The sequence below is a fragment of the Paraburkholderia sabiae genome (genome assembly GCF_030412785.1).
Lineage (GTDB): Bacteria > Pseudomonadota > Gammaproteobacteria > Burkholderiales > Burkholderiaceae > Paraburkholderia > Paraburkholderia sabiae.
In genome coordinates this window covers 2,971,032-2,990,337 of the sequence record NZ_CP125295.1, presented here as the reverse complement: position 1 = coordinate 2,990,337, position 19,306 = coordinate 2,971,032, and the positions used below count along the sequence as shown (strand labels likewise).

General features: G+C 62.9%; 17 protein-coding genes and 1 tRNA gene. 8 read left to right on the top strand and 10 right to left on the bottom strand.

The genetic code is table 11. The features are described 5' to 3' along the window. The first annotated feature begins 270 nt into the window (after window positions 1–270). On the top strand, window positions 271–1,413 hold the full coding sequence (locus QEN71_RS13365) for a branched-chain amino acid ABC transporter substrate-binding protein (RefSeq protein WP_233471882.1): 1,143 nt from the start codon (window positions 271–273) through the stop codon (window positions 1,411–1,413). A gap of 33 nt (window positions 1,414–1,446) precedes the next feature. On the opposite strand, the gene QEN71_RS13360 is transcribed toward QEN71_RS13365, so the two are convergent. From QEN71_RS13360 to QEN71_RS13350, 3 genes are all read right to left on the bottom strand, one after another. After that, window positions 1,447–1,794: a hypothetical protein gene (locus QEN71_RS13360; protein WP_201651498.1), complete on the bottom strand. Its 348-nt coding sequence runs from the start codon at window positions 1,792–1,794 to the stop codon at window positions 1,447–1,449. Next, complete coding sequence (locus QEN71_RS13355; protein ID WP_307792369.1) at window positions 1,791–2,276, bottom strand: septal ring lytic transglycosylase RlpA family protein; 486 nt, start codon at window positions 2,274–2,276, stop codon at window positions 1,791–1,793. The genes QEN71_RS13360 and QEN71_RS13355 overlap by 4 nt, the downstream gene beginning before the upstream one ends. Window positions 2,277–2,493: 217 nt before the next feature. Beyond that, on the bottom strand, window positions 2,494–2,994 hold the full coding sequence (locus QEN71_RS13350) for an OmpA family protein (protein ID WP_201651496.1): 501 nt from the start codon (window positions 2,992–2,994) through the stop codon (window positions 2,494–2,496). A gap of 297 nt (window positions 2,995–3,291) precedes the next feature. On the opposite strand from QEN71_RS13350, the gene QEN71_RS13345 reads away from it, so the two are divergent. The 5 genes from QEN71_RS13345 to cyoD all read left to right on the top strand — a co-directional run bounded on the left by QEN71_RS13345 (window position 3,292) and on the right by cyoD (window position 7,887). Continuing rightward, entirely contained in the window at window positions 3,292–3,690 is a 399-nt protein-coding gene (locus QEN71_RS13345) for a DUF3597 domain-containing protein (RefSeq protein WP_201651495.1), read from the top strand. 326 nt (window positions 3,691–4,016) lie between these two features. Then, window positions 4,017–4,916 carry a ubiquinol oxidase subunit II gene (cyoA, locus tag QEN71_RS13340; protein WP_201651494.1) on the top strand — a complete coding sequence of 300 codons (900 nt, stop codon included), beginning with the start codon at window positions 4,017–4,019 and terminating at the stop codon, window positions 4,914–4,916. 3 nt (window positions 4,917–4,919) lie between these two features. Then, the gene (gene cyoB, locus QEN71_RS13335) at window positions 4,920–6,932 is read left to right on the top strand and encodes a cytochrome o ubiquinol oxidase subunit I (protein ID WP_201651493.1); all 2,013 of its coding nucleotides are present in this window, start codon (window positions 4,920–4,922) and stop codon (window positions 6,930–6,932) included. After that, window positions 6,932–7,546, top strand: a complete 615-nt coding sequence (gene cyoC / locus QEN71_RS13330; RefSeq protein WP_233471858.1) for a cytochrome o ubiquinol oxidase subunit III — start codon at window positions 6,932–6,934, stop codon at window positions 7,544–7,546. Before cyoB ends, cyoC begins: the two co-directional genes overlap by 1 nt. Beyond that, window positions 7,546–7,887 carry a cytochrome o ubiquinol oxidase subunit IV gene (gene cyoD / locus QEN71_RS13325; RefSeq protein WP_201651492.1) on the top strand — a complete coding sequence of 114 codons (342 nt, stop codon included), beginning with the start codon at window positions 7,546–7,548 and terminating at the stop codon, window positions 7,885–7,887. Before cyoC ends, cyoD begins: the two co-directional genes overlap by 1 nt. A 172-nt stretch (window positions 7,888–8,059) precedes the next feature. On the opposite strand, the gene QEN71_RS13320 is transcribed toward cyoD, so the two are convergent. Further along, a tRNA-Val gene (locus QEN71_RS13320) sits at window positions 8,060–8,136 on the bottom strand. 178 nt (window positions 8,137–8,314) lie between these two features. Here QEN71_RS13320 and QEN71_RS13315 point away from each other — a divergent pair. Continuing rightward, window positions 8,315–9,670, top strand: coding sequence for a TAXI family TRAP transporter solute-binding subunit (locus QEN71_RS13315; protein ID WP_201651491.1), 1,356 nt, complete (start codon window positions 8,315–8,317; stop codon window positions 9,668–9,670). Window positions 9,671–10,355: 685 nt separating this feature from the next. Next, window positions 10,356–11,684, top strand: coding sequence for a PQQ-dependent sugar dehydrogenase (locus QEN71_RS13310; protein ID WP_201651490.1), 1,329 nt, complete (start codon window positions 10,356–10,358; stop codon window positions 11,682–11,684). Window positions 11,685–11,713: 29 nt separating this feature from the next. On the opposite strand, the gene QEN71_RS13305 is transcribed toward QEN71_RS13310, so the two are convergent. The 6 genes from QEN71_RS13305 to QEN71_RS13280 form a co-directional block, all read right to left on the bottom strand. Continuing rightward, window positions 11,714–12,025, bottom strand: a complete 312-nt coding sequence (locus QEN71_RS13305) for a DUF4148 domain-containing protein (RefSeq protein ID WP_201651489.1) — start codon at window positions 12,023–12,025, stop codon at window positions 11,714–11,716. Between the two features lie 154 nt (window positions 12,026–12,179). Continuing rightward, a complete protein-coding gene (locus tag QEN71_RS13300; protein WP_201651488.1) occupies window positions 12,180–13,289 on the bottom strand; it encodes a lipocalin-like domain-containing protein in 1,110 nt (369 codons plus the stop codon). Then, on the bottom strand, window positions 13,289–15,874 hold the full coding sequence (locus QEN71_RS13295) for an FtsX-like permease family protein (RefSeq protein ID WP_233471856.1): 2,586 nt from the start codon (window positions 15,872–15,874) through the stop codon (window positions 13,289–13,291). Before QEN71_RS13295 ends, QEN71_RS13300 begins: the two co-directional genes overlap by 1 nt. After that, window positions 15,867–16,580, bottom strand: a complete 714-nt coding sequence (locus QEN71_RS13290; protein ID WP_201651710.1) for an ABC transporter ATP-binding protein — start codon at window positions 16,578–16,580, stop codon at window positions 15,867–15,869. The genes QEN71_RS13295 and QEN71_RS13290 overlap by 8 nt, the downstream gene beginning before the upstream one ends. Window positions 16,581–17,275: 695 nt before the next feature. Continuing rightward, window positions 17,276–18,739 carry a mechanosensitive ion channel domain-containing protein gene (locus QEN71_RS13285; RefSeq protein ID WP_201651487.1) on the bottom strand — a complete coding sequence of 488 codons (1,464 nt, stop codon included), beginning with the start codon at window positions 18,737–18,739 and terminating at the stop codon, window positions 17,276–17,278. Between the two features lie 202 nt (window positions 18,740–18,941). Then, complete coding sequence (locus tag QEN71_RS13280; protein ID WP_201651486.1) at window positions 18,942–19,304, bottom strand: copper resistance CopC family protein; 363 nt, start codon at window positions 19,302–19,304, stop codon at window positions 18,942–18,944. Window positions 19,305–19,306 lie beyond the last annotated feature (2 nt).

Sequence of the window (19,306 nt, the reverse complement as noted above, 5' to 3'; positions counted from 1 at the left end):
GGCAGTGGCGCGCGCGCATCCCGATTGTCCATTGGATCGAGCGTGGCATGCGTCAAACTCTGTCAAGGACGCGGCATTGTGTGATGCGTCCATCGCTTGACCAATCTTTACAGTGACGAATACCTCCGCGTGCTACCGTTTTTAGAAAATAGATTCGGAATGCGAATCGAATCAGATCAAAAAACACAGCGCTTTTAATAGAGGAGAACGCCGTTGAATAATCTCGCAAAACTGACCTTGGTAGGCATCTCGCTAACGAGCCTGACGCTGATGGGCTGCGACAAGAAAGAGCAGCCATCGCAGCACGCTGCGCAAAGCGAAAGCGGGGCAGTCGAAGAAGTGGTGAAGATCGGACACGTGGGCCCGCTGACGGGCGGCAGCAGCCACTTGGGCAAGGACAACGAGAACGGCGCGCGTCTCGCCGTCGAAGATATCAACAGGACAGGGCTCGTGATCGGCGGGCACAAGGTGCGGCTCGAACTGGACGGCGAGGACGACGCGGCGGATCCGAAGACGGGCACGCAGATCGCGCAGAAGTTCGTCGACGAACATGTCGTTGCCGTGATCGGCCATCTGAACTCGGGTGTGTCGATTCCCGCATCGCGCATTTATAACGACGCGAACATCGCGGAAATTTCGCCGTCGTCGACCAATCCGGACTACACGAAGCAGGGCTACAAGAGCGCGTACCGCGTGGTCGCAACCGACGCGCAGCAGGGCCCGGCGCTCGGCGGCTATGCGCTCAAATCGCTGGGCGCGAAGACGATTGCCGTCGTCGACGATGCGACGGCCTACGGCAAGGGTCTCGCCGACGAGTTCGCGAAGGCGGCGCAAGCGGGCGGTGCGCGCATCGTTTCCCGCGAGGCCACAAACGACAAAGCCGCCGATTTCCGCGCGATCCTCACCAGTATCAAGAGCGCGCATCCCGATGTGATCATGTTCGGCGGCATGGATTCGACGGTCGGGCCGTTCATTCGTCAAGCGGCTGCGCTTGGATTGAATGCGAAGGTTCTGAGCGGCGATGGCGCATGTACTGAGAAAGTGGCCGAGCTTGCTGGCGACGCGGTGAACAATCTCATATGTTCCGAAGCGAGTCTTGCGGTTTCCCGTATGCCGAAGGGCGCGGAGTTTCAGAAGCGCTTCGAAGCGCGTTTCAACGGTCCGATTCTCTTCAACGCCCCGTTTGCCTACGACGCCGTCTATGTGATCGCCGATGCAATGCGACGCGCCAACACGACGGACGCCGCGAAGGTGCTCGCCGCGCTACCCGCAACCGACTACAACGGCGTGATCGGACGTATCGCCTTCGATGCGCACGGCGACATGAAGGAAGGCGCGATTACGCTCTATCACTACCAGGACAAAAAGAAGACGCTTCTTGATGTCGTGAAGTACGGTGGCGCATCGACCTGAGCGGATCTGAACGCGCCTGAGTCGCGCGGCTTTCTATTTCGGAATCGGAGAGGCCGCGCTTTCGCTTGCCGCTTTCCCGATGGCGTCGTCCGCACTTTTGCCGATTCGCGACGGATTGACGCCACCCAGCATCAACTGATCGGCCGACCAGCGGTAGAAGATGTCGGGGCGGCGGGTTGTTTTGTTCTTGCGGCGAGTTTTGCGCCGAGGTGGGGCGCTCCTGGCTTGCGCTTTCATCGTGGCGAGCGGACGCGTGATCGGCTTGATCACCGCGCGGGGCGAAAGAAGCGCGGCACCGCGCGTCTCCTTGCTCAATCGCGCCGCGAACGCGCCGGAAACGCCCAGCGCGACGATACACGTCGCAATCACGGTTCGGATCAAGATTCCGACCCGTCGGATGTCACGCGCTTGTTCGCCGGCTTCTCGATGCTTTGAATCTGCACTTGCATCGACGCCATACGGGGCAGGCCTAATGCGCTAGCGGCCGCATAAGACAGATCGATGATGCGACCTTTGACGAACGGACCGCGATCGTTGATGCGCACCACGATCGATTTCTCCGTCGTCAAGGAAGTCACGCGCACGTAACTGCCGAGCGGCAGCGTACGATGTGCAGCCGTCAACAATCGGCTGTCGTAGTGTTCGCCACTTGCGGTGCGGCGTCCCTGGAATTTTCGCGCATACCATGATGCGTAGCCCGTCTGGAGTGCGCCGTTTATCGGACGGGACGCGATCGCTTCAGATGGAAGACTTGTGTTGTCCGAGACGCTGTCGGTGACGGCGAGCGTCGTCTGTGTCGTTACGGGTCCGATCACATTCGATGCCTGATGTTCGGGCGGAATCTGCGCACAACCGGCAAACAATCCAAAAATTCCTAGTATTCCGACGATACGCAATGAGGACACGATAGACGATGAACCGGCAAGAGAAGCCGGTTTCAACGGTCTCAATATTTTTGCGTTGACGGTCTAGCGCAAGCGCGCGGGATTCCTGGCAAATCTTTACGCATTCGACGCTATGGGATCGGTGCAATGCACGCGCCGCAACAGCACCGCGACACGTGCGTGAGCCTGACGGACGTTACTTGCCCAGCACCGCTTCGAGCGACTCGCCCTTCACGACGATCTCCGTGCGGCGATTGCGCGCGCGGCCTTCAGGCGAATCGTTGTCCGCGACGGGACGATCGAACGCATAGCCCTTCAGCGTCATGCGCGACGCGCCGATGCCACGGCGCTCGAGTTCGTCTTCGACTGACTTCGCGCGCGCTTCGGACAGATGCTGGTTGTATTCGCGCGTGCCGACGTTGTCCGTATGACCTTCGACAATCATCGGTTTCTGCGTGCGGCTCAGCACAACGACCACGCGCGAAATGGCTGGCGTGGCGTCGGCGCGCAAGCTCGACTCGTTGAAGTTGAACAGGACTTTTTCGGGCAGACGAACCTGCACGCCTTCCTTCGTCTGCGTGACTTCGATACCGGCTTGCCGGTTCAGTGCTTCTTCCTTGCTCCGATCCAGGCCGGCGCACGCGGCGAGCATCGACAGGGAGATAGTGCAGGCCGCGATGGTCAACAGTTTTTTCATGGTTGTGGTCTCGTTGTTGGAAAAACGGGAGAGAACTGCTTCGAGCCACGATTCTTGCCGAATCAAAATGGAAATTGATCAGGCATGCAAAAAGTTTTCATTTTTTAACGCGAAGGTGTCGCGTAGATGCGCCGGAGTGCAAACAAGCGTGAAACTTGCGACGTTTTTGCGCGCAATGGTCAACGGTTCGGATGAAATGGCGTTAGTCGCAGGCAACGTCGCCGCGATTCAGGAAGGTCGGAATACAAGGGACGTTGCGCAATCACTTCCAACCACTTCATAAGAAGGATCTGCATCATGAGCATCTTTGGAACCATCGTCAGCAAGATTTTCGGCAAGGCGAAGCCGGCCGGGACGCTGGCCGCCGAGCCCGTCGCGCCCACGCCCGTGGACGCTTCGGCAAGCGCGCCTGTTGCACCTGTGTCGGCCGCGCTGGCGGACGTCGATGTCGCAGCCGTGATGGACCAGCTGGCGGCGGCGAATCCGCAGCAACTCGACTGGCGCCGCTCGATCGTCGATCTGATGAAGCTGCTCGACGTGGACAGCAGCCTCGAGCATCGCAAGCAGCTGGCAGGCGAGTTGAAGTACGGCGGCGACACGAACGATTCGGCGTCGATGAACATCTGGCTGCACAAACAGCTGATGACGGCGCTCGCTGCGAACGGCGGCAAGCTGCCCGCCGATCTCGCGAACTGAAGCGACGCAATGCGCACGAACTGCCCGGGCATGGCCGTCGCCCGGGCGGCTGCCAGATGCGCGCCGTACCCGGTTCACGCCGACAGACAATCCGAAGCGATCTGTCGGCGCATACACCTCTGAATCGACAGGGATCACTCCACCTTCCGTCATCGTGTGACAACGCGTCGCACGTCTTTCCGCAGCGTTTCTGTCGGCATCCTTGATTGAGGTCAGGATTTCAAACGCTGCGCGTCCCTAGAATCGCCGGGCACATAGGACCTGTGTGCTTTTTGCCTCGCAAACCCCACACGTGTTCAGCGTGGTTCATCGATTATTGGGCAAACATGTTAGCCAGAAAAACCTTAAGAGGTTGCCTCGTACCCGTCAGCGTCGGTCTGACGGCGTGTCTTGCGGGATGTCAACTCGAAGTGCTCGACCCGAAAGGCAGTGTCGGCGTCGCCGAGAAATCGCTGATTGCGACGGCGACGTGGACGATGCTGATCGTCGTCGTCCCCGTCATCCTGTTGACGTTGTTCTTCGCGTGGCGATATCGCGCGTCGAACAAAAGCGCCGTCTACGCGCCGAAGTGGGCGCATTCCACCGCGATCGAAGTGGTCGTGTGGACGATCCCCGCGCTGATCATCCTGTTCCTCGGCATCCTGACGTGGCGCACCACGCACGAGCTCGACCCGTACAAGCCGCTCGAATCGAACGTGAAGCCGATCGACGTCGAAGTCGTCGCGCTCGACTGGAAGTGGCTCTTCATCTATCCCGATCTCGGTATTGCGTCGGTGAACCAGCTGGCGATGCCCGTCGGCACGCCCGTCAATTTCCACATCACGTCGGACTCGGTGATGAACTCGTTCTTCATCCCGCAGCTTGGCACGCAGGTCTACGCGATGGCGGGCATGCAGACGCGCGTGCACCTGATCGCGGATCACGCGGGCGACTACGCGGGCGTGTCGGCGAATTTCAGCGGCAAGGGCTTCTCGGACATGAAGTTCCGCACGCTCGCCGTGAGCCAGGCCGATTTCGACGGCTGGGTGCAGAAGGCCAAGGCGTCGTCGGACCGGCTCGACATGGATGGCTACTACGCCGTTGCCAAACCGAGCGAGAAGAACCCGGTGCGCTATTTCTCGTCGGTGGATCCGAAGCTGTTCCACAACGTCATTGCGAAATACAACAGCGGGCATGTCGTCGATTTCCGTGACGCCAACTGCAGCACGAACGCTTCGAAGGAGTAACGCATGTTCGGCAAACTGACTCTGGAGGCGATTCCGTTCGATCAGCCGATCATCATGGGCGCGGGCGCGCTCATGGGGCTGATCGTTCTGGCCGTCGCCGTGTTTCTCACGCGCGCGCACAAGTGGCGCTGGCTGTGGACCGAATGGCTCACGAGCGTCGATCACAAGCGAATCGGCGTGATGTATATCGTCGTTGCCGTGCTGATGCTGCTGCGCGGTTTCGCCGACGCCGTGATGATGCGCCTGCAACTCGCGCTCGCGAGCGGCGGCGCAGCCGGCTATCTGCCGCCGCATCACTACGACCAGATCTTCACGGCGCACGGCGTCATCATGATCTTCTTCATGGCGATGGCGCTGATGGTCGGTCTGTTCAATATCGTCGTGCCGCTGCAGATCGGCGCACGCGACGTTGCGTTCCCGTTCCTGAATTCGCTGTCGTTCTGGATGACGGCGATCAGCGCGATCCTGATGAACATTTCGCTGGTGATCGGCGAGTTCGCGCAGGTCGGCTGGCTTGCGTATCCGCCGCTGTCGGAACTGCAATTCAGTCCGGGCGTGGGCGTCGATTACTACATCTGGGCGCTGGAGCTGTCCGGTGTCGGCACGCTGATCACGGCGATCAACTTCTTCGTCACGATCGTGAAGATGCGCGCGCCCGGCATGTCGCTGATGAAGATGCCCGTGTTCACCTGGACGGCGCTGTGCTCGAACGTGCTGATCATGGCGACATTCCCGATCCTGACGATCGCGCTGGCGCTGCTGGGCTTCGACCGTTACGCGGACATGCACTTCTTCACGAACGAAGCGGGCGGCAACGCGATGCTGTATCTGAACCTGATCTGGGCCTGGGGCCATCCCGAGGTCTACATCCTGGTTCTGCCCGCGTTCGGCATCTATTCGGAAGTGATCTCGACATTCGCGAAGAAGCCGCTATTCGGCTACAAGACGATGGTGTACGCATCGTGCGCGATCATGGTGCTGGCGTTTCTCGTGTGGGCGCACCACTTCTTCACGATGGGCTCGGGCGCGGACGTCAACGCGTTCTTCGGCATCGCGACGATGATCATCGCCATTCCCACGGGCGTGAAGATCTTCAACTGGCTGTTCACGATCTATCGCGGCCGCCTCGAAATCACCGCACCCGTGCTGTGGACGATCGGCTTCATGATCACGTTCACGATCGGCGGCATGACGGGCGTGATGCTGGCCATTCCGGGCGCAGACTTCGTGCTGCACAACTCGCTGTTCCTCGTCGCGCACTTCCACAACACGATTATCGGCGGCGTGGTGTTCGGCTATCTGGCGGGCGTCAGCTACTGGTTCCCGAAGGTGTTCGGTTTCAAGCTGAACGAGAAACTCGGCAAAGCTGCGTTCTGGTTCTGGTTCACGGGTTTCTATGTGGCGTTCATGCCGCTGTACGTGCTCGGCTTCATGGGCGCGACGCGCCGTCTGAATCACTACGACGATCCCGCATGGCACCCGTACATGATCGTCGCCGCGATCGGCGTCGCGCTGATTGCTATCGGCGTGGTCTGCCAGGTCACGCAGTTCGTGGTCAGCATCATCAACCGCAACAAGCCGGAGTATCGCGACGTGACTGGTGATCCGTGGGGCGGACGCACGCTCGAATGGTCGATTTCGTCGCCGCCGCCCGTCTATAACTTCGCGACGATTCCCGTCGTCGAAGAACTCGATGCCTTCGCGCACATGAAGGAAACGGGCAGGGGCCTCGGCGTTCAGGCGAAGTACGAAGCCATCCACATGCCGTCGAATACGGGCGCCGGCTTCTTTATCGGCGTGTTCAGCCTGGCGTTCGGCTTCGCTGCCGTATGGCACATCTGGTGGCTCGCGATCGTTTCGCTGGTGGCGATTGCGGCGACCGTGATCGGCCGCAGCTTCGGCCGCGACGATGGTTATTACATTCCGTCCGACGTTGTGCGGACAACAGAAAACAAAGGCCGCACCCCGCTTCCGCAACGTGTGGATGTGTCGCCGGAACTCGCGGAGGTCGAGTGATGCTACAAAAAGTCCATGCCGCAACCCTGAACGAGATCGACGGCCACGGTCACCATGGCGAATCGCATTCGGTGTTCGGCTTCTGGCTGTACCTGATGACCGATTGCGTGCTGTTCGCGTCGTTGTTCGCGACGTTCGCCGTGATGGCGCATCAGTTCAACGCCGGGCCGACGGGCAAAGATCTGTTCGATCTTCCGGGTGTTGCCCTCGAAACGGCAGCGCTGCTGTTCAGCAGCATCACGTACGGCTTCGCGATGGTCGCGGCGCGCCGTCAGAGCCCGCGCGCGGTGCTCGGCTGGCTGGTCGTCACGTTCGTGCTCGGCGCCGTCTTTCTGAAGCTGGAACTGAGCGAGTTCTCGCATCTGATCGCGGAGGGCGCGGGTCCGTCGCGCAGCGCGTTCCTGTCGTCGTTCTTCGTGCTGGTCGGCACGCACGGCCTGCACGTGGCCACGGGTCTGATCTGGATGGCCGTGCTCGCCGTCCAGGTGGCGCGCGCGCCGCAACTGACGCAGCGCGAAATCACGCGACTGACGTGCCTGAGCCTTTTCTGGCACTTCCTCGATGTCGTGTGGATCTGCGTGTTCACTTTTGTCTATCTTGGGAGCATGGTCTGATGGCCCACTCGAATTCCCATGCGCTCGATGCCGAAGCAGGGCACGGCGGTATCGGCGGCTATGTGGTCGGCTTCGTGCTGGCGGTGGTGTTGACGGCGGCAGCGTTCGGCATCGTGATGCAGGGCTGGCTGCCGGCCCCGTCCGCACCGTTCGTGCTGGCCGCGCTCGCGGTCGTGCAGATCGTCGTGCATCTGGTGTTTTTCCTGCACATGAGCGTCTCGACGTCCGGTCAGCGATGGAACACGCTCGCCCTTGCCTACACCGTGCTGGCCGTGATGTTCCTGGTGTTCGGTACGGTTTGGGTCATGCACAACGTCAGCATGAACATGATGTCGCGCTGATCCCGGACGTCGCGCGATAGAGCGCGATGCATCGCGATGAACGAAAGCTGAAGAACAGGTTTGTTCTTCGGCTTTTTTGTTGGTGTGTGGCGTGTAAAGTTGCGCGGACGCAGAATGCAAAAAAGCGGCAAGCATACGAGATGCTTGCCGCTTTTCTGTACTGCATATTCGTTGGTAGGCTCGATTGGACTCGAACCAACGACCCCCACCATGTCAAGGTGGTGCTCTAACCAGCTGAGCTACGAGCCTAGCGAAGGCGCGAATTATAGAGACACCTTTTCGATCGCGCAAGTGCCTCGCGCGATTTTGTTGTGGCCAGTCGTTTTGCATCGGCTGGCTGGGGTTTGGAGGCATCGCAAGGTGGCTCCACAGAATCGCGCGAGACGGCTACGATTGACGGTGGCGCACATCGGAGGCGAGCCGGAACATGAAAGGACTTCGTCCGCATTCTCCGCACTTCCTTCGCGATCACACGCATCCCGTGTGGCGCGATCTCGCATTGACCTCGTTACCGTTCGTGGTGCTGTTCGCGGTGGTCATCTGGCTGGTCGTGTGGCTCGTCGATCCGGCGCCGCCGCGAACGATCACGATCAGCGCCGGCCCGCAGGACAGCTCCTTTATGCAGATCGCCGAGGAGTACAAGAAGATCCTCGCGCGCAACGGCGTAACGCTCAAGGTGCTGGTGTCGGACGGCTCGGTGCAGAACCTCGACCGGCTGCTCGATCCGAAGCAGAAAGTCGATATCGCGCTCGTGCAGGGCGGCGTCGCGGGCGGACGCGATACGACGTCGCTGATGTCGCTCGGCAGCGTGACCTATGTGCCGCTCGTCGTGTTCTATCGTGGCAGCGGCGTCACGCAGCTGTCCGATCTGGATGGCAAGCGCATCGCGATCGGCCGCGAGGGCAGCGGCACGCGCCTGCTGTCGCTGAAGCTGCTCGAAGCGAACGGCATCGGGCAGGGCGGCGAGACGACGCTGCTGCCGCTCGACGGACTCGACGCCGCGAAGGCGCTCGTCTCCAACCAGGTCGATGCGGCGCTCTTGAGCGGCGACTCGGCGACGCGCGTGCTGATGCTCCGTCTGCTCGGCATTCCGGGCGTCTCGGTGTTGAACTTCGACGAGGCGGCCGCCTACGCGCGCGTCTTTCCGTATCTCGACGAACTCGAACTGCCGCCCGGCGTGCTCGACCTGCGCCGCCGGATTCCGCCCGAGACGATCCATCTGATCAGTCCGACGGCCGAACTGGTCGCGCGCGCGAGCCTGCATCCGGCGATTTCCGATCTGCTGATCGAGGCGGCGCAGGAAGTGCACGGCATGGCTGGCTTGCTGCAGAAAGCCGGGCAGTTCCCGAACCCCGTGGTCCGGGAATACCGGATCAGCGAGGACGCGATGCGCTACTACAAGTCGGGCAAGAGTTTTCTGTACCGCACGCTGCCGTTCTGGCTGGCGACGGTGGTCGATCGTCTGCTGGTGTTGCTGCTGCCGATTGCCGTGCTGCTGTTTCCGGCGCTGCGGCTGATTCCCGCGCTGTTCACCTGGCGGGTGCGTTCGCGGATCTATCGCTATTACGGTTCGCTGATTGCGATCGAACGCGACGCGATGCGCGATTCGTCCGCCGACGAGCGCGCCAGGCTGCTGGCCGAACTCGACCGGATCGAGGCGTCGCTGGACATGCTGCGGATGCCGCTCGCTTATGCCGACGGTTTTTATGTGTTGCGCGAGCATGTTCGGTTTGTGCGCGAGCGGCTGCAGGGTACGCGTGAGCGTGTGCATGCACGGGGGTAGTGTGGCGTGCTGCGTGATGGGTTTGGGCTGAAAAGTCGTGATGCGTCAGGTAGATGGGCGGTGAGTTCTGGTGTTGTCCACAGGGTTGTGAACAAAATCTGTGGATAACGACGGGCGCAGCTTTTTGTGCCGACCAACCGACCCGCGATGCATCGCAAGCAATTCGAATAGCATCAAGGACTTGCGTGAGTCTTGCTCAGGATACTCACAGGCTTCTCCACGGTTTCTGTGGATAAGGCGTGGTATGCGCGAGTGATTCGCAGGAAGATTCTCGAGTATGAACAAGTGACTTTAAATTGTCTTATCACGTCCGATTGTCCGTTAAGAATAGTTCGTACTACCATGCAAATCGCAGGCTGGATCACCCCGAGAACTCGCTTGCTGCTGTTTTGGGTGGTCTCGCGACCACCCTTTTTTCCCTCGAAGGCCGAGGGTGCCGACACACTGAACGTTCGCGTCGCGCTCCCCACACGCCGGTCCCAGCCGAACCACCCGATGCCCACTTCGATGCCCCACTCCGCACCGCACCCTCAAACCCCCACCACATCAAAGACTTACGCCAGCTACCCCAAGCTTATCCACAAGCCTCTCAACAATTTCTGTGGATAGATATCGCCGGGTAAGCCGGATAAAACGCTGGGCAGGACGCTTGCTAGACACCAACTGAATCCACGCAGGAGGCCCCATGCGCGTCCATCCGACTCTTACCGCGATCCTGGTCATTCCGCTCGCCGCGTGCGCCACGCCATCGACGGCGCCCGAAGAAGCGAGCTTCGGCCCGTCGCCGACATTGCCCGCGCCCGACACCTCGCTCGTCCCGACGGTCCACGTCGCGCCCGTCGAAGCGCGTCCGTCGGGCTCGCATCCGACTGCGCCGCCCGGCTTCGCCGTGACGCCGTTCGCCACGAATCTGGAGCATCCGCGCTGGCTCTACACGCTGCCGAACGGCGACGTGCTGGTCGCCGAAACCAACACGCCGCAGCCGCACGACACGGGGCGCGGGATCGTCGGCTGGATCACGAAGCAGTTCCAGAAACGCGCGGGCGCAGGCGTGCCGAGCCCCGACCGGATCGTGCTGCTGCGCGACGCAGATGGCGACGGCATCGCGGAAACGCAAAGCGTGTTCATCGACAACCTGCATTCGCCGTTCGGCATGGCGCTGATCGGTAACCAGCTGTATGTCGCCGATACGGACGCGCTGTTGCGCTTCGACTACGGCATCGGCGACACGCGCGTCGAATCGCAAGGCGTGAAGATCGCTGATCTGCCTGCCGGGCCGATCAATCATCACTGGACGAAGAACATTCTCGCGAGCCGCGACGGCAAGCGCCTCTACATCACGGTCGGATCGAACAGCAATGCCGCCGAAAACGGCGTCGACGCGGAAGCGGATCGCGCGCGCATCGTCGAATTCGATATCGCGAGCGGCACGATGCGCCCGTTCGCGACAGGGCTGCGCAACCCGAACGGCATGGCGTGGCAACCGCAATCGGGCGCGCTGTGGACGGCCGTCAACGAACGCGACGAACTCGGCAACAATCTCGTGCCGGATTACATGACGTCGGTGAAGGAGGGTGCGTTCTACGGCTTTCCGTTCAGCTACTACGGCGCGCACGTCGATACGCGCGTGAAGCCGCAGAACCCGGAGATGGTCGCACGGGCCATCGCGCCGGATTACGCGCTCGGCAATCACACGGCGTCGCTGGGACTCGCGTTTTACGACGCGAAGCTGTTTCCGGATCGGTATCGCGGCGGCGCATTTATCGGACAACACGGTTCGTGGAACCGGAAGCCGTACGCGGGATACAAGGTGATTTTCGTGCCGTTCAGGAAGGGCGAGCCGGCGGGCGGTCCGGAGGATTTTCTGACCGGCTTTCTGACACCGGACGGGCACGCGCTCGGGCGGCCCGTCGGTGTCGCGCTCGATGCGCGCGGTGCGCTGCTCGTTGCCGACGACGTCGGCAACACGGTCTGGCGAATCGCACCCGCGACGGGAACGGCGGGCGCGAAATAGCGGCGAACGGGACTCGACGACGAAGCGGGTTACGGACGGTTGTACATCGCGTTCCAGTCGGCAGCCGAGACGCCCGGGCGGCCCGCTTGCGACACGCCGTTCGCGACGCCGCCGTAGCCGCTCGCTGCGCCGTTCTCGGCGTTCACGCGTGCCTGCGCGGCTTGCAGTTCATCGGGATAGTGCGCTTCCGTGCCTGCACCCGGACGATAGCCGGCCTTTTCCAGTTGGACCAGTTCGGCGCGAACCTGCGCGCGGGTGATGGGCTGGTTCGACTGGGCGAACGATACCGCGGGGATAGCGAGCACAGCAGCGATGGCAACAGCCTTGATGAGCGACTTCATGATGACCTCCAACTTGCTTTTGACTTTGCGAACAGCCCTGTTCGCAATCAGTGAAGCCAGTGTAGGTATGTAGCCGCTTAAGATTAAGACCTCCCGGTGGAAGTGACTTTTCCATTTTTAAGGGTTTTCCCTTATCAACCAATACGGACGGGCCTCAGCGCCGTTCGAGCCGGAGTTTTTTGCCGTAGCCGGTGAGTTCGAGATAGCCGCGTCCCGCCTGTTTGCCGTCGCGCGTCAAAATGACGGCGCCTTCCCAGTACAGCGCGCCCGTCGAATCGCGCGAGTCCAGTTCCTGGTCGTCGAGCAAAGGCGCAAGTTGCCAGCGAACATCGCCCGTCCGGACGACAGTCGCCACGGGATATTGCGTGCCCGTGCGCGGTGAGCGCCATTGGCGCGTCGGTGTGAAGTCGACGTCGGCGGGGCCGTATTGCTTCACCTGACCGTCGGCGCTGCGCAGCGCGGCGTGCGCCCAGACGGCGTGACCGTCGGCGGCGCGGACCTTGAACGCCATCAGAGCCGCGCCGTCCGACAGATTCGCGCCGAGCCAGTCCCAGCCGACGGCATCGCTTGCGAGCAGCGTGCTCGACCATTCGTGATCGAGCCACGCGCTGCCCGTGACGGGCGTCGGCGTGGCAGCGCGGCTCGCGCCATCGGCGGCGGGGCGCGTGACGCTGCCCGTGACGCGCAACTGCGGCTCGCTGTAGTAGTAGCTCGCCTGTTCCGGCAGCGGCCCCTTGCGCGAGTAGCCGTTGTCGCCCTGAAGCAGCGGCGCTTGCGTCGGCGTGAATGTCAGATGCAGCGCGAAGCCGGCGGCATCGGCGGTTACGTCGTAATGGCCGTCCGGCGCGCGGACCATGCGCCACGTGTCGAGCTGGACGTCGGTATTGCCGGGCTTTGCGTAGGCGAGTCCGAAGCCTTGCCGCGCGATCTTCTGATCGTGCACGAGCCGGCCGAGCTTCGGATCGCTGAGCGCGGCGTGCGCAATGATCAGCTGTGTCGGCGCGAACGCGCTCGGATCGTCGGCGGGATGGCCCGTCGCGGAGCGGAAGAACGTGATCTGAAAACCGAGCGGCTGATGATCGGGCGTATCGAGCCAACCCGTCGCGTACCACCATTCGGTGCGAAACTCCGGATGCGCGCCCGTATCGCCGGGCAGTTCGACGCGCTTGTCGGGCGTGACGGTTGCGAACTGAGGTTGCGCCGCGAACACTGCGGAAACGCCGAGCAAAGCGGCAAGCGCGAGCGGAAGGAAATGGCGCTGCATCACCAGTCCTCCCTGACGGCGCGCACGGCATCGACGGAAACGGCCCGGCGACCCGCCGCGACAGCCGTCGTACACGACGACGCGAGCATCACGAGCGCGAGCACCGACAGCAGCAGCCACGGCACGTGCAGCGACATGCTCCAGTGAAACGACTGCGGATTGACGACGAACACGAGAATCAGGCTGATCGCGAAGCCGAGCACGCAACCCATCGCGATGCCGAGCGCGGTGAGCATGCCGCCTTCCGTCGCGAGCAGCGTGAGGATCTGTCCGCGCGTCACGCCTACATGACGCAGCATGCCGAACTCGCGCGAACGCGACAGGGTCTGCGCGGAAAACGTCGCGGCCACGCCGAACAGTCCGATCACGATGGCCACGGCCTCCAGCAGATACGTGACGGCAAAGCTGCGGTCGAAGATGGTCAAGGTGCGCGCGCGGATATCGCCCGGTTGCGCGAAGTCGAGCGCGCTCGCGAATGGCAGCGCGCGCATCGCGGCGATTGCCTGCGCGGCGCTGACGCCGGGTTCGAGCGTGAGAGCGGCGTCGGTGACGCTGGTGTCGCCCGTCAGGCGCCGGTAGTCGGCGAGACGGATTTCCAGAGCGCCTGTCTGCCGCACATAGTCGCGCCAGATGCCCGCCACGACGACGCGCGTGCCGTGTTCTCCGATCGGCAGCGTCAGCCGTTGACCGACGTGATAACCATACAGATCGACCATCGCCTCCGACGCCCACACGGGTGTCTCGCCTTCGCGCAACGCGGACGGCGGAAAGGTCGCGCCTGTGATTTGCAAGTTGGAGCCGGGATCGGCGGCATCGATTTCGCGCGCGAGCAGCGCGACTGACGGCCGTGACGGATCGAGCGTCAGTTGCGACGTGCGCGCGAACGCCGCGTGGCGGATGCCGCGCGTGGCGGCAAGCATCGTTTGCTGCTGCGGATTCAGCCCGCCTGTGTCGCCGTTCGGCGCGACGCGCACGTAGACGTCGGCGGATAGCAGATGCGCGAGCCAGTCTTCCACCGAAACCCGGAAGCTCGCCACCATGATCGCCATCGCGACGATCAACGTGAAACTCGACAGCACGCCGCCCATCGCAATCGACGCCTGGCCCGGCGCGTTAGCGAGCCGCGCGAGCGCCAGCGCGATCACGGGTGCGCGTCGTCGTCCGTTGCTCGCGCGGCTCAGCGCGCGGAACAGCATTGACGTGACGCGCGGCATCAATGCAATGCCGCCGATCAACAGCAGCGCGACGGCGAGATACCCTGCAATCGGCACGTCGAAGACGGGCGGCGCTTGCGTCAGCGCGACGCCGACCACGAGGCAGACGAGCGCGGGCCACGGCGTCGACAGCTTGCCGAGCGCGGCTTCTTCGCCGCCTGCCTTGAGTGCGGGCGCGGGATGCGCGCGCGCTGCTTCGAGCGCGGGCACGAGACTGCCGAGCAGCGACACGCCGATGCCGAGCGTGACGAAGATCGCGCTCGCAACGGGCTCGAAGCCGACGGTCGGCTGCACGCCCGGGAAGTAGCCGCCGCCCAGATCGCTGCCGAAAAATCGCAGCACGGCCGAAGCGAGCGCTAAGCCGAGCGCGATGCCCGCGATCGAACCGAGCGTGCCGAGCAACGCGCCTTCGAGCAGGATTTGCCGCAGCAACTGCGCACGCGTGATGCCGAGCACGCGCAGCATCGCGAATTGCGCGCGGCGGCGCACGACGCCGAGCGCCTGCGTCGAGAACACGAGAAACGCGCCGGTGAAGAGCGCGACGAGTGCGAGCACGTTCATGTTGATCCGATACGCACGCGACAGACGGTCGGTGCGGCTTTCGATATCGTGCGTCTCGCCCACCGCGAAGCGGCTGCCGAGCCGCTCCTGCAATGCGCGCCGGAAGCGTTCGCGATCGACGCCGCGTTCGAGTTGCAGATCGACGCGCGACAGCTTGCCGACGCGTCCGAAGCGCCATTGCGCGGCGGCGATATCCATCACCGCGATGCGCTGTCCGGGCCGCGCGCGGACGATGCCGCCCGCGACGCGCAGATGCACATCGGACGTGCCGCTGCGCAGCGTCACCGTGTCGCCGATGTGCACGCCGAGCCATTGCTGCGCGGCGGGCGAGAGGAAGATCGCGTCGTCGGCGAGGGCGTCGAGCGGCGTGTCGCTGCTGGTCACGCCCGTCAGATCGGGCGCGATGCGGCTCGCTCGGAACGCGTCGATGCCGAGCACTTTGAGCGGCGCATTGCGACTCGGCACGGTGACGTCGAGTTCGAGCACGGGGCTCGCGAGCGCGACGCCGGGTTGGGTCGCGAGTTGCGGATAGACGTGTTCGTCGAACGCGGGCTGTGCGCCGCGCACCTGCAAGTCGGCTTGACCCGACAGACTGCGCGCGGCTGCCGAGAACTCGTTGAACGCGGCGCTGTTGATCAGCTGCACGGCATAGCCGAGCGCGACGCCGAGCGCGATCGTCGCGATGGCGATCAGCGCGCGGCCTTTATGGCTCCGCCATTCGGCGGCGAGCAGCCAGCGGGTGAGCGTGCGCAGGCCGTGGCGGGCGTGTTGCGCATGCTGCGCTTTTGCGTTGACGACAGCGTCATTCATGCGAAGGGCGCAGTGCATGCGAGATGTCTGCGGCGTGCAGCTTGCCGTCGCTGAGCACGAGCACGCGATCGGCGAAGGCGGCGGCGGCTTCCGAGTGCGTGACCATCATCGTTGCCGCGCCGTTCGCTTTGGTTTCTTCGCGCAGCAGCGCGAGCACTTCATGGGCGGTGTCGGGGTCGAGATTGCCGGTGGGCTCGTCGGCGAGGATCAGCGTCGGACGATGCACGAGCGCGCGGGCGATCGCGACGCGTTGCAGTTCACCGCCCGACAACTGACGCGGCAAGTCGTCGTCGCGGCCTTCGAGACCGACGGCCATGAGCATGTCGTGGGCGCGTTGCGGCGCGAGGCCGTTCAGCAGCAGCGGCAGCGCGACGTTTTGCGCGAGCGTCAGATGTGGGAGCACGTGGAAGGCCTGGAACACGAAGCCGAGCTTCTGGCGACGCAGGCGCGTTGCGGCGTCGTCATCGAGGGTGGAGATCGGCGTGCCGTCGATCAGGACATCGCCTGAGTCGGCGCGGTCCAGGCCCGCTATCAGGTTCAGTAGCGTCGATTTGCCGACGCCTGAGTCGCCCATGATGGCTATGAATTCGCCTGCGGCGAGCTTCAGGTCCAGTCTGTCTATGACTGTTCTGTTTGCCCGGTATCTTTTGCTTAGCGAGCGGCATTCTAGTGATGGTGGTTTTACTGGTGTGTTCTTCGCTGGCATCCGCGATTTGCCTTCGTCGTTCATGCGTTGCCCCTGTGCGGGGCGGCACTTACTTTCTTTGCCGCCGCAAAGAAAGTAAGCAAAGAAAGCGGCTCACACCGCCAATGCTAGTCATCGCCTGCGGGCCCTCAACCGGTCCCGCACTCCACACGGCATCACACTAGCTTACCCGCGTTGCCAACGCATCGAACAAATGCATCACCCACTCCAGTCACCCGTAGCGCAGCCAGCGGCAGCGAATGGCCCACGCCGCCCAGGTGGCAAACTGTGTGTAGGTTGTCGCACCTTACGCGTTCGCGATCCTACGACACCGATCCTGCTTTTCAGTCCGAAGTGGTGCATTTCCGGCGCGACGGCCTACACACAGTTTGCCACCTGGGCGGCCGTGGACTGCCGGGTAACGCGGCGCGTGACGCGGGAGTGTGAAGTGGGGGATGCAAATCCAGCAGCGCTGGCAACGGGCGTGAAAAAGTGCGGCGCCGTTTGGAGTGCGGGACCGGTTGGGGGCCCGCAGGCAAACACAAGGATTGGCGGTGTGAGCGGCTTTCTTTTGCCTACTTTTCTTTGCCGCTGCAAAGAAAAGTAGGTGCCGCCCCGCACAGGGGCGACGCATGAATACCGACGTGAAATCGCGGATGCCAGCGCAGCAAAAAACAAAAAACGAACATGGCGACTAGCGTCGCAGACAAAAAAAATCAAAACGTCAAATCATGCAACTTCTTCATCCCATCCAGTAACCATTGAAACACCGACTGCTCCGACTGAGCAACAGGCGTCGGCGTCCCGAGCTTATTGAGCGTATCGCTCCTCCTCGACAACATCTGGCACATGAGCCGGGCCACATCCGGCTTATCCTTCAACAACGGCGTCAGATCATCCTTCTTCAACTGAAACACAGTCGCCGCGGTCAGCGCGGTAATGGTCACACGCGCCGGCATACCCGCCAGCAGACCGGCTTCGCCAAGAGCATCACCGGGACCCAGCCGGGTCACCTCGACAGGACCGGATGCATCCTCTGCCACGACAGACAGCGCGCCCGAATCGACGATCGTCAACTGGTCGAGCACCTTGTCCGGCGTCACCACCGTGTCGCCGCGTTCGTAGTCGCGTCGCGATAGCAGCGGCGAAAGCCCCTTCAACTCATCCGGCGTCAACGCAGCAAAGATGTCCACGCGCCGCAGCAGGTTCATGCGCGGATCGGCTTCCAGCGCAGGCGCGGGCGCTGCATAGCCGGCGCCGAGCGGCCGCAGCGGAACGCCCGCTGCCTCGAGCTGCCGGTAGCACAGGTCATAGAGCTCGTTGGTGACCGCGAGCTTCTTGCTCGTATCGTCGACGTACGCCGTCGCTTCGTAGATCACGGCGTTGGCGCTGGTCCGCTTCACGATCGCATACGGCGCAGGGTCGGCGATCACCGCTCGCACGCCCGCGAGCGCTGCTTCGAGCGCGGCGATCACCGTGCTCGGACGCGCTTCGGGCGTGATCTCGAGCATGAGCGTGATGCCGTGAAGCTCCGGCGGCCGGCTGGTGTTCGTGATCTTCGCCTTCGCCGCGACGGCGTTCGGCACGATCACGATGTTGCCCTGCGAAGTCAGCAGATGCGTCGCGCGCCAGTTCATCTCCAGCACCTTGCCCTCGACGCCGTCGATGATGACCCAGTTGCCGATGTGATACGGCTCCGTCGTGTTGATCACGATACCGGCGAACACATCGCTCAGCGTGCTCTGGATCGCGAGACCGAGCACGATTGCGAGCGCGCCCGATGTCGCGACGAGTCCACGCACGGGCAATTCGAGCACGAAGCCAAGCGCGGCGACGACGGCGGCGAGAAACACGAGTGCGCCGAACACGTCCTGAAAGAGCCGTTGACGACGCCACCTTTTCGGCAGCAGCAGCGTGTCGAGCGCCATGCTGAGCAGGCGCGAGCCCATCAGCCACCAGATGATTTCCAGCACCTGACCGAGCAGATGCAGCGGCCTCGAATCCGCATACGGCGCCTGCGAGAAGGGGCTCAGACCGGAACTGAACAGTAGCGCGCTAAAGGCGGCGTAGATGCACAGGCGCACCAGCAGCCGCGCGACTTCGTTGGTGGGTACAGCGCAACGCCAGATCACGACATCGAATGCGACGAGCGCAAAGCCGAAAATCAGCGGATTGTTCACGCACACTCCGTAGCGGGGTTGAACGGTCAACGAGACGTGCATGCCGGACGTGCCATGCGTTTGCCGCGACAGTAGCACGGCCTCCCTCGATGCGGCGTACGGCCGCGCCATACCGCGGCCATGCCGCTGCCGCTGCACGTTCGAGCCCAGTTTTTACGACATTTTTTATTGCCTTGCAGCAGAGGGGGCCGTGCTCCAGACGTTACTTCACGTTGAACGAATAGTCGCCGTGCGTGCGATGACCGTCCGATGCCACGGCCACCCAATGCACCGTGTATTTGCCCGCCGCCAACGTCGGTAGTGCGACGGACGCGACGGCCGGCTGCTGCGCATCGACCGTCGATTTCGCGGTGTTCACCTGCTTGCCCGACGCATCCGTCACGGTCAGCGAACTGAATGCCGGTTCGAGCGGACCGTCGAAGGCGATCGTCACCTTCGCGGGCGCTTCGACGGTCGTGCCCGCGCCGGGCTCCTGTTTCTGCGGAAAAACGTGGGCGAATGCGGCGAGCGGTGTCAGTGCCAGTGCAAGGGCGAGCGTCGTCACGCGTCGTGTCGAGTGCTTCATGG